Origin of the sequence: Streptomyces sp. NPDC052052 (genome assembly GCF_040680455.1) — a bacterium.
In the GTDB taxonomy this organism is placed as follows: domain Bacteria; phylum Actinomycetota; class Actinomycetes; order Streptomycetales; family Streptomycetaceae; genus Streptomyces.
Map to the genome: position 1 here is coordinate 1 of NZ_JBFAWU010000016.1, position 14216 is coordinate 14216.

Genomic DNA, 14216 nt, shown 5'->3' on the forward strand with positions numbered 1-14216 from the left:
GCACTCGGCGCCAACTCTCCCTTCCTGTTCGGCAAGGAGCTGTGGCGGGAATCGCGGCCACCGCTCTTCGAACAGGCCGTGGTCGTGAAGGCCGACGTCGTGTCTGCGGAGGGTGTCGGTTCCGTTGCGCGCCAAGAGGGCCGGCGGGGTTGCGGTGCCGGTCGTGCGATTCACCGAGGGTCTCCCGGACCGACAGGCACCGACACCGTGCGTTTTGGCACCGCGACGCGCGAGGAGCACCCCGGACCGCGCCGTGGCGACCGGTCAGCGGGGGGCGAGGAACTCAAGCGTGTCGATCACGCGGTTCGAGAAGCCCCACTCATTGTCGTACCAGGCGACCACCTTGACATGGCGGCCGTCGACGCGGGTGAGGGCCGAGTCGAAGATCGACGAGGCGGGATTGCCCGTGATGTCGGACGACACGAGCGGGTCGTCCGAGTACTCGAGGATGCCGGCGAGCGGCCCCTGCGCCGCGGCACGGTAGGCCTCCAGCACCTCGTCGCGCGTCACGTCGCGGGCGACGGTCGTGTTGAGTTCGACGATCGAGCCCACCGGCACCGGTACGCGGATCGAGTCGCCCGACAGCTTGCCGGCGAGATTCGGCAGCACCAGACCGATCGCCTTGGCGGCACCGGTCGTGGTCGGCACGATATTGACACCGGCAGCCCGGGCGCGACGGGCGTCGCGGTGCGGACCGTCCTGCAGGTTCTGCTCCTGCGTGTAGGCGTGCACCGTCGTCATGAACCCGTGCTCGATACCGGCGAGTTCGTCGAGGACCGCGGCCAGCGGCGCGAGCGCGTTGGTGGTGCAGGAGGCGTTCGAGACGATCGTGTGCAGGTCCGGGTCGTAGGCGTCGGTGTTGACCCCGAACGCGAGCGTGACGTCCGCGCCGTCCGACGGCGCGCCGACGAGGACCTTCTTCGCGCCCGCGTCGAGGTGGGCACGGGCAGCCTTGGCCGAGGTGAAGCGGCCGGTGGCCTCCAGAACGATGTCGACACCGAGTTCGGCCCACGGCAGCTGCGCCGGCTCGCGCTCGGCCAGCACCGTGATCCGCCTGCCGTCGACGACGAGTGCGTCCCCGTCGACAGTCACCGGACGCCCGAGCCGGCCGGCCGTGCTGTCGAAGGCGAGCAGCCGGGCGAGCGTGGCGGGCTCCGTGAGGTCGTTGACGGCGACGATCTCAAGGGCGCTGTCGCGCTCCAGCAGTGCCCGCAGGACATTGCGTCCGATACGGCCGAATCCGTTGATGGCGATGCGAGTCATGAATGGTGTCCCTTCCGTTCGCCACCAGGCTCTCCCGCAGATCGCACCGTCGGCAGTGGTGCGATCGCCACGGTTCGAAAGGATCCCGCCACGCGCTGCCGGGACGGCTACTCGCCCTGGCTGAAGGTGCGCCGGTAGTCGCTCGGTGTGGTGCCCAGGACACGCCGGAAGTGCAGGCGCAGGTTCGCGCCGGTGCCGAGCCCGACGTCGGCGGCGACCTGTTCGACGCTGCGCTGGGACCGCTCAAGCAGTTCGCGGGCCCGGTCGATGCGGGCGCGCATCACCCACTGCATCGGCGTGTAGCCGGTCTCCTCGACGAAGCGCCGGGAGAACGTACGCGGCGAGACCCCGGCCTGCCGCGCCAGTACGTCGAGGGTGAGGGGCTCGCCGAGCCGGCGCAGCGCCCACTCGCGGGTGGCGCCGAAGCGCTCGCCGAGCGGCTCGGGCACGCTGCGCGGCACGTACTGGGCCTGGCCGCCGCTGCGATAGGGGGCCGCGACCAGCCGGCGGGCCGCGTGGTTGGACGCGGCCACTCCGAGGTCGCCGCGCAGGATGTGCAGGCACAGGTCGATGCCGGAGGCGGCGCCGGCCGAGGTGAGCACGCTGCCCTCGTCGACGAACAGGACGTTCTCGTCGACCCGTATGAGCGGATGCCTGGCCATGAGTGCTCGCGTGTAGTGCCAGTGCGTCGTGGCACGCCTGCCGTCGAGCAGGCCCGTGGCGGCGAGCGCGAAGGCGCCCGTCGAGATGGCGGCGAGCCGTGCGCCGCGCGCGTGGGCGGCGATCAGTGCGTCGGCGACGGGCTGCGGCGGGTCTTCGCGGTCCGGGTGCCGATAGCCGGGGACGAAGACGATGTCGGCCCACTCAAGCGCGTCGAGGCCGTGGGCGACGGAGTACGCCAGGCCGTCGCCGCCGGTCACGGGACCGGGTGTCGCTCCGCACACCCGCACCTCGTACGGCATGCTCGCGCGCGTCGTGAAGACCTGCGCCGGAATGCCGACATCGAGCGGCTTGGCACCCTCCAGCACAAGGACGGCGACGCGATGCAAGGGGGAGGCAGGCACGGGAGAGAGCTTACGTGGGGAGTGATTTCCCTACGTATCGGGCATTGCCGTGACGTGCGGTGCGGCATTGCGGTTGCTAGGTGACTGCCGGGTCGGCCATGGGCCATGCACGAGTGAGGCACCCGGCCTCGGCGTGAGCACGAGGCGGGCAAGAACCCCGCCGCTTCTCCGCTCTTCCCGGCCGTAGCAGGCCGGGCCGCCGACGCGACGAAGGTCCCTGCCCACTCCCGACAGGGACCTTCGTTCAGGAGACCTCAGGCAACGGTGTCGCCGGTCTTGATCTCATCGACGAACGCGAGCCAGGCGGCGGCGGGAAAGACGCAGACGCCCTGCTCCGGGTCCTTGGAGTCCCGGACAGCCATCCGGTGCGCGTCGAGCCGGGCGCCCTCCACGCATTGGCCACCCTGGTCGTTGCTGTAGCTGGACCTGAACCAGTGGGCACCGGCGGGCGCATGAGTGGTCATGTGAATCAATGCTCCTTGATCGCTTCTCTGATCAGGCCGGGCGTGCTTCCGCGACCACTCCGGGCAGGGGCCCTTCGTTCAAGAGGCTCAGGCAACGGTGTCGCCGGCCTTGACCTCATCGACGAACGCGAGCCAGGCGGCGGCGGGAAAGACGCAGACGCCCTGCTCCGGGTCCTTGGAGTCCCGGACAGCCATCCGGTGCGCATCGAGCCGGGCGCCCTCGACGCAGTTACCGCCCTGGTCATTGCTGTAGCTCGACTTGAACCAGTCGGCTCCACGCAGGGTCTCAGCCGTGATGCTCATGGGTCTTCATAGCTCCTTGATTGCCGTCTGGATCATAGTCAGGGACTCCTGTGGTCCAGGAGCAAGTGCGGATAGGTCGGTGAACGCCTCGCCGTAGCGCTCAACGCTGCCCTCTCGCCGTGTGACTCACGCGTCTGCCAAGTTCTCCAAGTAGACGATCGGCTTGAGGGCTGCTCGGTCCGGAAAGTGCAGGACGACGAACGGCCCGTTCATCCCGGAGTGCGCACCCAGCTTGAAGGGAATGACCTGCACTCGTACGTTCGGCATCGAGTCCGCCAACTCGGCGATATGGCGGAGCTGATCACGCATGACAGTCCGAGACCCCACCTGCCTGCGCAGGACTGCCTCGTTGACGATGGCCGTGAATTTGAGCGGTGCGACCTCCCGCCGCAGCACCTCCTGCCGCGTCACGCGCACCGTGACGAGCTTGTCCACCTCGTCCATTCCAAGGCCTTGATGGGCCCGCTGGTGGATGACTCGGACGTACGCCTCGGTCTGAAGCAGTCCGGGCACGAACTCGGACTCGTACGTCTGAAGCACGCTCGATGTCGCTTCCAGACCGAGAAACGCCTTGAACTGGGGTCCGATGACCGGCCGATACTCCGGCGACTGCCACCAGTCCTGCTTGGTCTTGGTGACTGCCGCGTACCCCAGGAGCAGTGCACGCTTCTCCCGGTCGGCGCCATAGATCTCACACAGAGCCATCACGTCACTCGTCTCGACGGAGGCGTTCTCTCCTGACTCCAGTCGAGTCAGCTTGGACGGGCTCCAGATGAGTTGCTTGACCACCCGAGTGGACTTCAATCCGGCAGCGAGGCGTAACTGACGTAGCTCGCTTCCCAATTGGAGGCGGCAGAGAGCTGGTGTTGCCGACTCTATGTCCAGTGTCATGCGGCATCCCTTCACTGCACGTAACCCAGTGTGACGGAGAAGGTTCCGACTCGGCAAGGAACGTTCTGCGTCACAGCAGAAGGAGGCAGATTTTCGCGCGAACTCTCTTTCCAGTGAGAGACGTCCACACAAAAACTTGTCAGCAGAATTGCGCTGGTTCGGTTCCAACGATAGCCGTTTCGGTGCCACTCTTACCGTCAGCTCCCTAACGAGCGCACGGAGTGACCGATTTTCAGAGCTTCGCGCACGTGCACCCCCACACCTCCCGCCAGGAGTCCCCATGGCAGACCCCACGCCGACCCGGCCGTCGGGACCGGCCGCGAAGGCCGACGTCCCGCATGCCGCCGACCTCCCCTTGGACACCGAAACCGCGGCTCAAGCCGCTGATGACGCCCTACGGCTCCGACTCGGCACCATCACTCGCCAGGAAATCGATGTGCGGACGGCCGAACTGCGCGGATGCGTAGGCCTCTTGACCGAAAAGGTCTTCGACCGCGCACCGACCACCGCAACGCGCTCCATCCGAGAGGAGGTCGACCAACTCCTCACCTCTGCACCGGCGGACGACACGCTCGTCTTCCACGCCTTCCAGCACCTGCGCGACCTCGCCCGGATGCTGCACCGCCTGGTCGCCGAGCACGGGAAATGGGTTGAAACGGCCGACGGCGACGAACCTGTCAGGCCCCACCCGCCCCTCGTCGGCTCCGCAGCGGAACACAAGGCCCTGCCGACCAAGGAGGAGATGGGGGCATGACCGAACTCATGCGGCAGATCGCGTACATCGCCTGCCTCACCGCGCTCGGCGGCTCGCTGGTCGTGGCGGTGCTGCGATGACACAACAACCAATGACCGAAATCCACGACCCGGCGGGCACACCGGCCCGGAGGAGGGACCGCAGGCTCATGAGAGCGCCGCATACGGACGCGCGGCCGTGGGAATACACCACGTTCGCCCCCTCGGGAGAGACCTGCCCTGCGTGCATGAAACCGATCAAGTCCCTTGAGCGGTGCCACCGCGGTGAGTTCGGGCGGGCGTCCGGAGAACCGATCACCTTCTACCGACACATCGACTGCGAGAACCCGCAGGGGACAAAGAGGCGACCGAGGCGATGAGACCGGAGCGCTGCTGCGCCGCACCGCTCCGCCGCCGTACGCTCGTACCGTCCGCGAGAAACCACGGCAGCTTCGTCTTCATGGTCTGCCCGGCGTGACCAACTCATGCGCGAGCCCGCCGATGCTGCAGTCGCGGTAGCCGGGGCGCGGGCCTGCGTCGATGCGACGCAGGGGCAGTCGCCCCACTCCGAGTACCATGCCCGCGAGGTTTTCCGGTCAGCGCTCCGCAAGGTGGCCTTCTTGCGCGCGCTCAGGATTGCGGCCCCCGGCGTCGACGCTTCGAACAGAAACCCGCAGCGAAGCAGGCGCACAGGGTGCTCACGCAGAGAGCAGTGGGGAATGAGTGTGGTGGAGAGCTGGTCCCGCGTGATGAGTCTTCTTCGGGAGCACGCCCCGGCCGATCATGCGGATCTGCCCGGGCCGGCCACGGAACAGATGCTTGCGGCCGCCGAGGAACGGATGGGCATCCCGCTTCATCGGGAACTGCGCGCGTGGCTGTTGCAGAACAATCTGGATCTTCCTGAGGAAGACGTGGACGACTATGTGGCGTGTTGCGGTTTCGCCGGGTTTCCGGACGAGGGAAGTTTCTTTCTGGGCGTCCGTGCGATGGAGAAGCTCTACGCGAACCACTACACGTCCGGTGGGGTCAACCCGCCGGATCAGCCGGACAATCCGTTCTGGCGCAATGAGTGGATCCCGTTCCTGTCGGACCAGGACGGCTGGATGGGAAAGTTCATCGACGTGCGGGACGGCCGTATCGGCAGGTGGTTCGTGGGTGAGATCACGACCACGGGCGAGTACGCGTCACTGGCTCACTACTTCGACTCCGTGGCGGAAATGCTGACGAAGATCGCCGATGGAAGCCATCGGACCTGCTCGGCCGTCGAAGGACGACTCGTCTGGTCGTGAAACCAAAGTGCCCCCGGTTGTTCCGGGGGCACCTTTCATCTCGCGCTGACGACGTGGGCGCCGTGAACCCGTCCAGGTCAGCCGGTACTCGTAGGACAACAGCGGCGAACCCCTCTCGCCCCGCCACTCGGTAGCCGGAACCCGCAAGACCGCGCGCGTTGTTCACCTCGCAGCCCTGGAGAGCCCGCGCATGCCACACTGAGAACGGCACCTGCTTCTCTCAACTACCTTGCGGAACCCGGCCTTCAGCCGGTGGTCCTCTTGGGATGATTTCACTCATGCCGTATCTGGTCGATCCTCTGATGTCCCCCGGTTGTCTCTCCCAACAGACTCAGCCCGCCTTGTCTGCCGGCAGCGGCCTGGTGCTGCGGCCTTGGCTGCCCAAGGACGCCGCTCGCGTGGTGGAGGTGTTCCGGGACCCGGCGATTCAACGCTGGAATCTGCGACGGGCCGACTCCGAGGAAGAGGCACGGGAGTGGATCAAGCAGTGGCAGCAGGGCTGGGAGGAAGAAACAGCTGCGCACTGGGCCGTTGTCGATGGCACCCGCGACACGGCACTGGGTCGCGTGTCCCTTCAACATCTGATTCTCATGAGCGGTCAGGCCAAGATTTCGTACTGGACTGCGCCGTCAGTACGGGGCGCCGGCATTGGTCCGCGTGCGGTGGCCACGGTGGCCGAGTGGGCTCTGGGCGAGGCCGGGTTCCATCGCATAGAGCTGGGACATTCGACGACCAACGAGGCGTCTTGCCGAGTGGCAGTGAAGGCAGGGTTTGCATTGGAGGGTGTCCGCCGCAAGGCACTGTTGCACGCGGATGGCCTGCACGACATGCATCTCCACGCTCGCATTCGATAGCGGAAACGTCTTCTGGCCGGGCTGGACAGTCCGCGGATGCCTCCGGTCGCTTCATGTGAAGTCGCGATGCTCGGCATTGCCCATCTGCACAACCTTGCGCGGCGGGCCTGACCGCACCCGACCGTTCAGGATTCGGTGGGCAGGAGCTGGACCAGGCCGACCCAGTTCTCCTCGTCCACCTTGGTATGGGTGGCGCGGACCCTCCAGCAGCCAGCGGGCAGCGGGACCGATGCCTCGGCGGGCATCCCGCCGCCGGGGTACTCGATGCCCAGTTCGGAGCCCGCTTCGGCGGAGTCCATGAGCACGGCAGGACCGTCCGACACCCAGGTGCCGCACTCCTCCCACACCGTGGCCGGGTCTGCGAGGACTGTGTCTGCCGCAGCACTCAGTCCGGCCTCGGAGTCGGCGGCAAGCCACCGCAGGAACGCACGGCGGTCGGACAGGTAGCAGCTGGTGGCCGGCTCGTCCGCCAGCACCAGCGCCTGCGCACCGTTCTCGCCAACGGTGATCACACCGGCCAGATCGTCCACCGCACAGGCCCGGTCGTAGTCGTCGGGGGCGGTGGCTTCTCCCGCCATGACACCACTCTCGGCGCAGCCGCCCCATGCAGCCAGGGCGGAGACGGGGACGACGATCAGAGGGCCGCCCATCGACTCCACCCAGACAGGGGCGGGGCGGGAGGCATCGGCTGCGGTGGATGAAGAGGCGCTCATGCAGGCAGTGTGCCCTCGCCCACTGACAACGCCCGCGGCGCCCATGGCGGCGAGCGCATGGAGCAGCTCAATGCCTGCGCCAGCCAGCGGTTACGGGACAGCCTTTAGGTTGAGCGCATGACAAGCCTCGAACACCCCCAGCTGTCCGGGCTGGGACGGAACCCAGCAGCCCCTCAGGCCGTCCTGGTACGCCTGGCCGCACACAAGGCCGGCCGACACGGTATATCGCTGCGTCGCGGGCGGCTGGAGGACGCTGTTGTCGAGGCTCTGCTGACGCACGGCGACGGCCACACCGCGGTGGGCCTTCACGGGGACCGGATCTCCCCGGAGATGCGCCGAAGGATCGCCGAGCATCCGGACCCGGCGATCCGTGAGGCGTTCGCAGACTTTGTCCGCGACATGGTGGATCGCAAAGTGCCGATCGGCATCGATGACCTGGAGGAAGCCTATGGCCAGCCTCGGACGGCGCTCGTCGGCGCGGCAAGTCCGATCCTGCGCGCCGCGGTTGCGCGAGCCTGGCACGACCGGCCTCGTGCCGTGCAAGTGCAACTACTCGCCGACCCGGACCCGCAGGTCCGTGCTGCCGCCACCGAGCACAGGCAACCAGGTGTCCCGCCCGAGTGGAGGGAGCGTTGCCTTGCCGACCCTGCCGTTCGTGTCCACGTGGCGCGCTACATCCCGCTCACGTCGGAGCAGTTTGCGCAGCTCATGCAGAGCGAGGAAGAGGAGGTCCATCAGGCTGTCGCCATGAACCCTCATCTATCGGCAGAGATGGTTGCCCGGCTACAGGACATCGACGACCCGCTCGTGCGGGTCGCGGTTGCGCAGAGTCGCCATGTAGAAGCCGAAACCCGGGACCGGCTGTATGCGCTCGTAGAAGCCGAACGCACGAACGGAAGTATCGAGGCCGAGGTAGCTCTGGCTTGGAACTTCGCTGAACCGGACTGGCTGCGAGAAGCGCCCCTCAACGAGCGGATGACCTACCTGAACTGCCAGTACACAACCTTCCGACGCGTACTGGCCTCCTGCCATGACCTGCCTGAAGAGGCATGGCGTCAGCTGGACAACGACCCGGAACTCCTGGTCCGTCGTGCTGCCGCCCGTCGGCCAAACACGCCACCGGAGATCCTGGAAGGGCTGGTACGCGCACACGGCGACGTGTTCCACGTCCGACCGCTCCTCGTCGACCACCCCAACTTCCCCCGTCACATGCTGCGCACGTTCGTTGACGAACCAAGCCCGAACGTGCGCTCCCTTGCCCTGCAAGACCCAGAACTACCCGTGCCAGAACTTCAGCAACTCGCCGCCTCTGCCGAGTCGTTCCTGCGCAGCGGGGTCGCCCGCCACCCCAACATCACGGACGCGTTGCTGGAGCATCTGCTCTCTGACCCAGACCCTGAGGTAGTCGACGATGCCGCTGCCAACTCCGTGCTTCGGCAGACCCAGATGCATCGAATCCTCACCGCTTCTAGCTTGTGACTCCCCGAGAGGATGGCATCGGCGCGGACCCACGAAAGTTCCAGCTCGAAGAGGACTGCTACCCGAACTGACTAGGCCGCGCTTGCAGATCACAGTAACTCGACTGCGATCCGTCCATCCACTCAGCCAGTGAACCGATGCACCATCGCCCTTCGTCGAAACCTTCGACCACCGACCGGAGCGCTGCTACGCCGCACCACTCCGCGGCCGTAGACCCGTAGTGCCCGCGGGAGGCCACGGCAGCTTCACCTCGATAGTCTGCGCGGCGTGACCAACTCATACGCGAGCTCTGACGATGCCGCAGTCGCGATAGCCGGGGCGCGGGCCGGCGCGGACGTAGTCCGTACCATGTACGGTCAGCGGCTCAACCGCATCGACAAGGGTGCCGGGGACTTCGCCACCGAGGCGGATGTGGAGGCCGAGAAGGCGATCCTCGGCGTCATCCGTGCCGCACGCCCCCACGACGCCATGCTCGGCGAGGAAGGCGGGCAGCAGGGAGCCGCCGACGCCATGCGCCTGTGGTTGGTGGATCCTCTGTGCGGCACGCTGAACTACGCCGTCGGCAACATGCTGGTGGCCGTCAACGTGGCCCTGCGCGAGGGGGCGGCGGCGGTGGCCGATCCGTTCAGCGGCGAGGTCTTCTTCACTGACGGTGAGACCGCCTGGGTGCGCCATGACGGGGTCGACGACGCACGGCTGACGCCCACGCCCGCTACCCGGTTGGTGGACGTCAACCTGGATCCGCCGTTCCCGAGTGCCCCCGGATTCCGGGCCGTGGATCTACTGGCCCACCCCGAGTTCCGTGAACACTTCCGACCGCGCGTCGTGTCCACGACGCTGGCGCTGGCCTGGGTCGCCTCCGGCAAGCGCGCCGCGTATGTCACCGATGGCGCCGACCTCTCCAGGAGCGTGCACTTCGCAGCCGGCATCGCTTTGTGCCGGGCCGCTGGCTGCGTGGTCACCGGGATCGACGGGGCCCCGATCGGTGAGGCAGGCCGTGGGCTTGTGGTCGCCGCCGACGACCAGACCCACGGGCTACTGATGTCGATGATGCGGAGCTGAAGCAAGCGCTGCGACCGGGAATGTTGTCCGAGTTGGCGGATCACCCCTGTTCAGAGGCGGCGGCGAGGTGACGGCGGCAGATGTCGGCAGCCGTGAGGTGGGGCTTGTGCAGTGCATCGCTGTAGAGCCGCATCTCACGAGCCGCTCGGTCCAAGTGCTGCCAGAAACCGAGGGGCAGGTCGAGGTCGCCACCGAGATCGACCAAGCAGTCGAAGGCGAGTCCCAGCTCGTTGTGCTCCAGGAATTCCAGCATCGCTGAGAGATCGATGTCCGGCAGGCTTGTGAGCTGGGAACGGGCGGCGTCGAGGTGGTCACGGGTCTGGTTCCAGCTGCTCTGAAGAGCCTCACGATCACCTGTCATGCGGCCCAGTATTGCTGGTGCCGTCGTGAGGTCATGCGACCTTCACTGGACGTCCGCCCCAGCGGAGGGCCGCCTGGATGTCTTACCTTGTGCAGGCGATGCGCGACTGGCGGTCCTGGATCGATGTGCCGCCGTCCTTCGTCGACGTCTTCGTCAGCCGACCGGAGCGCTGCTACGCCAAGCCGCTCCCTGGCCGTACGCCCATAGCGCCCGTAGGAGGCCGTAGTTGAGCCCGTTCGAGCAGATCATCACCATCCTGGACCGTGAGAAGGCCCGTTACCGGGTGATCGAGCACGCAGCGGAGGGGCGGTCGGAAGAGGTGTCCGCTGTACGGGGAACGACGGTGTCCCAGGGCGCGAAGGCGCTCGTCTGCCGTGTGAAGGGGATCGACTCCCCTGCTGTGCTCGCCGTCCTGGCCGGTGACCGGCGTGCGGACCTGAAGAGGCTCGTCGCCGCGGTCGAGGGCAAGAAGGGCGGTTTCGCCCCGTCGGACCTGGCCGAACAGCTCACCGGTTGCACGGTTGGCGCGATTCCGCCGCTGTGGCTCTCCGAGGACGGTCTGCCCGTGGTCGCGGACGCGGACTTCCTGGCGGCGCACGAGGAGATCGCGTTCAACGCGGGGAGACTGGACCGGTCCGTGGTGATGGCCACGGAGGACTACGTGCGGATCGTCGGGCCGACGGTGGCGTCCATCGCGGCGGCGTAGCAGGCGGTGAGCCGGTCCTCGGCGGGAGTGGTGGCTCAACCGCCCACCGCGTCCTCTCCGTACCCCGGCCCGCGTGCCCGCCCCCGCCGACGCCGCGAGCAGCGGCGTACGGGACGATGGGGCGCCGCCGCAAGGCGTAGTCGCACCACCACGCTCACCAGGAGGAACCCGTGTCCGCCGAGTCCGTCGCCGAGCCGTCGCCGGAAATTCTCGCTGCCTTCCAGGCCGCCAAGGGCTTCATGCCGGTGGTCGAGGGACTCGCGTTGTACCGGGCCGCCGTCGAGGCCGCCGCGCTGGGGCTGCCGCTCCTGGAGGTCGGGACGTACTGCGGGCGCTCCACCATCCTGCTCGCCGATGTCGCACGGGCGGCCGGGGTGACGGCTCTCACCGTCGACCACCACCGCGGCAGCGAGGAGCAGCAGCCCGGCTGGGAGTACCACGACCCGACCGTGGTGGACCCGGAGGTGGGCAGGATGGACACACTGCCGACCTTCCGCAGGACCCTGCACGCGGCGGGTCTGGAAGACCACGTGGTGGCGCTGGTCGGACGGTCTCCGCAGGTCGCGGCCGTGTGGGGCGGGCAGCTCGGTTTCGTCTTCATCGACGGTGGTCACACCGACGAGCATGCGAACGGGGACTACGAGGGGTGGGCGCCGCATGTGGCCGAGGGTGGGTTCCTGGTGATCCATGACGTGTTCCCGGACCCCGCGCACGGCGGGCAGGCCCCGTACCGGGTCTATCTGCGGGCGCTGGCCTCGGGTGCGTTCACCGAGGTCTCGGTGACGGATTCGCTGCGGGTGCTGCGGCGTACAGGTACCGGGATCTGAGGTCTGGCGGGCCCGGACGCTCAGCTCCTCACGGCATTCCACGGACCCGGACGCCCAGCTCCGGACGGGTACGCGTGTTCGACCTGCTCGGTCCGACGCACCCGGATAGCATCGCGGGGTGCCGTACGACGAGAGCGTTCCCCCCACCCCACGCCGCCGGCCCCTGCTCGCCACCGCCGCCTTCACAGCCCTGTGTCTGTCCGCCGCGGGCTGCGGCGCGGGCGGTGACGACGGCGCGGCGCAGGCCCGGCCCGTGCAGGGCGGCAGTGCCACATCCGCCGCGACGCCGTCCGACCCGGCGTCGACGAATGACGCGGCGCCGGAGCGGACGTCCGCGTCCCCCGCTGCGTCCGCGACGCCGTCGAAGCCCTCGAAGTCCGCGGAGGTCCGGGCGTCGGGGCCGCTGGCCGGGAAGACCGTGGTCCTCGATCCCGGGCACAACCCGGACAACCGTCTGCACCCGCGTGAGATCAACCGCCAGGTGGACATCGGCACCACGCACAAGGAGTGCGACACCACCGGAACGTCGACCGACGCCGGTTACGCGGAGGCCGAGTTCACCCTCGATGTTGCGCACCGGGCGCGGAAGATCCTCCAGGCGCAGGGGGCGAAGGTCGTGCTGACACACGACGGCGACCGCGCGTACGGCCCCTGTGTGGACGAGCGGGCCCGGATCGGCAACAAGGCCAAGGCAGATGCGGTGGTCTCGGTGCACGCGGACGGTTCCGCGGTCGGCAACCGAGGGTTCCATGTGATCCTTCCCGCCCGCGTGCAGGGCGGTGGGGCGGATACTTCGAAGATCGTCGAGCCGTCGCGCGATCTCGGCACCCGGATCGCCGGGCTCTTCGTCCGCGACACCGGAAGTGCGCCTTCCAATTACGTGGGTGGGCATACCGGATTGGACGTCCGCAAGGATCTGGGCGGACTGAATTTGTCGACCGTGCCCAAAGTGTTCATCGAATGCGGCAATATGCGTGATCCGAAGGACGCCGCCCTGCTCACCAGTGCGGGCTGGCGTCAGAAAGCGGCACAGGGCATTGCCGACGGCATCAGTAGCTACCTCAACGGGTAGCAAGAGGTTGTTCTGAGGCGAAATTGGGGGAAGTTCGCCCAGATACCGGGCAGAGTCACCAGCAGCCCGACCAGACGATAGATTCATCCGTACGATGGGGAGCCGCCCCCGAGCTTCGCGCCGTGTCCGCCCGATCGGTGGCAGCGACGACCGCCCCGACGAGACGATCGACTAAGGACTTTCACGTGAATATCCGCTCCCTCACTCGAGGCGACGGCGTGGTGATCGGAGCAGCGGTGGTGCTGTTCATCGCCTCATTCCTCGACCTCTCCGGCTTCGACTGCCCCGCAGGTCTGAACTGTTCGGGCTACAACGCCCCCAACGCCTGGGATGCCCTCGGGGTGCTCATGAGCGTCTTCCTGGCGGGAATCATCGGAGCGGCACTCGTCGTCGTGGGTCGCTCGATGCCGGGCCGCAAGGTCCTGGGGCTCGACCTCGGTCCGTTCGGTGTCGCCTTCTGTGTCTTCGCGCTGTGGACGGCCTTCTGGACGACCATCGACGCCAGCGACGCGGGTGCCGGGATGATCCTGGCCCTGCTCGCGACCATCGTGCTCGCGGGCGGCGCGGTCGCCACCCCGCTGGTTCCCGCGCTCAAGGCTCCGCTGATGAACGCCCCGCGCCCGCAGCCGGTGCAGTCGCCGTACGGCGGTCAGCAGCAGCCCGGCCAGGGGTACGGCTACCCCGGCGGTGCCCAGCAGCAGCCGTACGGTGCGCAGCCGGGCCAGCAGCAGCCGTACGGCGGGCAGCCGCAGGCAGCCGCTCAGCCCGATCCGCAGCAGGTCCAGCAGGCCCAGCAGGCTTCGGCGGCGGGTGCGCCGGCCGGTGACTTCACGCCGTTCTGGTTCGCAGTGCCGGTGGCCCGTCCGCTGTACGGGGAGGACGGTTCGCCGTCGCCGATCGCCGAACTGGCGCCCGGCACCTGGTACCTCGCGGTGGAACAGCGCGGTCAGGCCCTTGTGGCCCAGACGCAGGACGGCCGTCGTGGGGTCCTCCAGGACACCACGGGCATCCAGCGCGGCTGAGTCCGCGCTTCCGCAGCACCGACAGCGGCCCCTCGCCCCTTCCGGGCGGGGGGCCGCTGTCGTACTCTCCGTTCCAGCACCATGAATCTGACGGTATGTCAGAACTGCTGGGAG

At 67.8% G+C, this 14216-nt stretch carries 16 protein-coding genes and 1 pseudogene; 10 read left to right on the forward strand and 7 right to left on the reverse strand.

Annotation, left to right across the window (positions count from 1 at the left end):
• Nucleotides 1–264: 264 nt before the first annotated feature.
• From gap to AB0L71_RS19935, 5 genes and pseudogenes are all read right to left on the reverse strand, one after another.
• A complete protein-coding gene (gene gap / locus AB0L71_RS19915; RefSeq protein ID WP_365244372.1) occupies nt 265–1263 on the reverse strand; it encodes a type I glyceraldehyde-3-phosphate dehydrogenase in 999 nt (332 codons plus the stop codon).
• Nucleotides 1264–1370: 107 nt separating this feature from the next.
• Entirely contained in the window at nt 1371–2327 is a 957-nt protein-coding gene (locus AB0L71_RS19920) for a helix-turn-helix domain-containing protein (protein WP_365244375.1), read from the reverse strand.
• Between the two features lie 254 nt (nt 2328–2581).
• Nucleotides 2582–2791, reverse strand: coding sequence for a DUF397 domain-containing protein (locus AB0L71_RS19925; protein WP_365244378.1), 210 nt, complete (start codon nt 2789–2791; stop codon nt 2582–2584).
• A gap of 87 nt (nt 2792–2878) precedes the next feature.
• A complete protein-coding gene (locus tag AB0L71_RS19930; RefSeq protein ID WP_365244380.1) occupies nt 2879–3094 on the reverse strand; it encodes a DUF397 domain-containing protein in 216 nt (71 codons plus the stop codon).
• A gap of 6 nt (nt 3095–3100) precedes the next feature.
• Nucleotides 3101–3985, reverse strand: a pseudogene (locus AB0L71_RS19935) (helix-turn-helix transcriptional regulator).
• Between the two features lie 280 nt (nt 3986–4265).
• On the opposite strand from AB0L71_RS19935, the gene AB0L71_RS19940 reads away from it, so the two are divergent.
• The 3 genes from AB0L71_RS19940 (at nt 4266) to AB0L71_RS19950 (ending at nt 6860) form a co-directional block, all read left to right on the forward strand.
• Complete coding sequence (locus AB0L71_RS19940; RefSeq protein ID WP_365244383.1) at nt 4266–4739, forward strand: hypothetical protein; 474 nt, start codon at nt 4266–4268, stop codon at nt 4737–4739.
• Between the two features lie 697 nt (nt 4740–5436).
• Nucleotides 5437–6006 (forward strand): SMI1/KNR4 family protein, encoded by a 570-nt coding sequence (locus AB0L71_RS19945; protein ID WP_365244386.1) that lies wholly within the window; start codon nt 5437–5439, stop codon nt 6004–6006.
• A gap of 278 nt (nt 6007–6284) precedes the next feature.
• Nucleotides 6285–6860, forward strand: a complete 576-nt coding sequence (locus AB0L71_RS19950) for a GNAT family N-acetyltransferase (protein ID WP_365244389.1) — start codon at nt 6285–6287, stop codon at nt 6858–6860.
• 125 nt (nt 6861–6985) lie between these two features.
• Here the strand turns inward: AB0L71_RS19950 and AB0L71_RS19955 are convergent, their stop codons facing one another.
• A complete protein-coding gene (locus AB0L71_RS19955; RefSeq protein ID WP_365244392.1) occupies nt 6986–7573 on the reverse strand; it encodes an Imm21 family immunity protein in 588 nt (195 codons plus the stop codon).
• 117 nt (nt 7574–7690) lie between these two features.
• Between AB0L71_RS19955 and AB0L71_RS19960 the strand changes: the two genes are divergently transcribed.
• Together AB0L71_RS19960 and AB0L71_RS19965 are read left to right on the forward strand one after the other, a co-directional pair.
• Nucleotides 7691–9052: a hypothetical protein gene (locus AB0L71_RS19960; RefSeq protein WP_365244395.1), complete on the forward strand. Its 1362-nt coding sequence runs from the start codon at nt 7691–7693 to the stop codon at nt 9050–9052.
• Between the two features lie 267 nt (nt 9053–9319).
• Nucleotides 9320–10114 (forward strand): inositol monophosphatase family protein, encoded by a 795-nt coding sequence (locus AB0L71_RS19965; RefSeq protein WP_365244398.1) that lies wholly within the window; start codon nt 9320–9322, stop codon nt 10112–10114.
• A gap of 40 nt (nt 10115–10154) precedes the next feature.
• On the opposite strand, the gene AB0L71_RS19970 is transcribed toward AB0L71_RS19965, so the two are convergent.
• Nucleotides 10155–10475, reverse strand: coding sequence for a MafI family immunity protein (locus AB0L71_RS19970; protein ID WP_365244401.1), 321 nt, complete (start codon nt 10473–10475; stop codon nt 10155–10157).
• Between the two features lie 77 nt (nt 10476–10552).
• Here AB0L71_RS19970 and AB0L71_RS19975 point away from each other — a divergent pair, with 77 nt between their 5' ends.
• The 5 genes from AB0L71_RS19975 to AB0L71_RS19995 all read left to right on the forward strand — a co-directional run bounded on the left by AB0L71_RS19975 (nt 10553) and on the right by AB0L71_RS19995 (nt 14102).
• The gene (locus tag AB0L71_RS19975; RefSeq protein WP_365244404.1) at nt 10553–10705 is read left to right on the forward strand and encodes a hypothetical protein; all 153 of its coding nucleotides are present in this window, start codon (nt 10553–10555) and stop codon (nt 10703–10705) included.
• Nucleotides 10702–11181 (forward strand): YbaK/EbsC family protein, encoded by a 480-nt coding sequence (locus tag AB0L71_RS19980; protein ID WP_365244407.1) that lies wholly within the window; start codon nt 10702–10704, stop codon nt 11179–11181. Before AB0L71_RS19975 ends, AB0L71_RS19980 begins: the two co-directional genes overlap by 4 nt.
• A 170-nt stretch (nt 11182–11351) precedes the next feature.
• Complete coding sequence (locus AB0L71_RS19985) at nt 11352–12008, forward strand: class I SAM-dependent methyltransferase (RefSeq protein WP_365244410.1); 657 nt, start codon at nt 11352–11354, stop codon at nt 12006–12008.
• Nucleotides 12009–12126: 118 nt separating this feature from the next.
• Entirely contained in the window at nt 12127–13080 is a 954-nt protein-coding gene (locus tag AB0L71_RS19990; RefSeq protein ID WP_365244413.1) for an N-acetylmuramoyl-L-alanine amidase, read from the forward strand.
• Nucleotides 13081–13265: 185 nt separating this feature from the next.
• The gene (locus tag AB0L71_RS19995) at nt 13266–14102 is read left to right on the forward strand and encodes a hypothetical protein (RefSeq protein WP_365244416.1); all 837 of its coding nucleotides are present in this window, start codon (nt 13266–13268) and stop codon (nt 14100–14102) included.
• Nucleotides 14103–14216 lie beyond the last annotated feature (114 nt).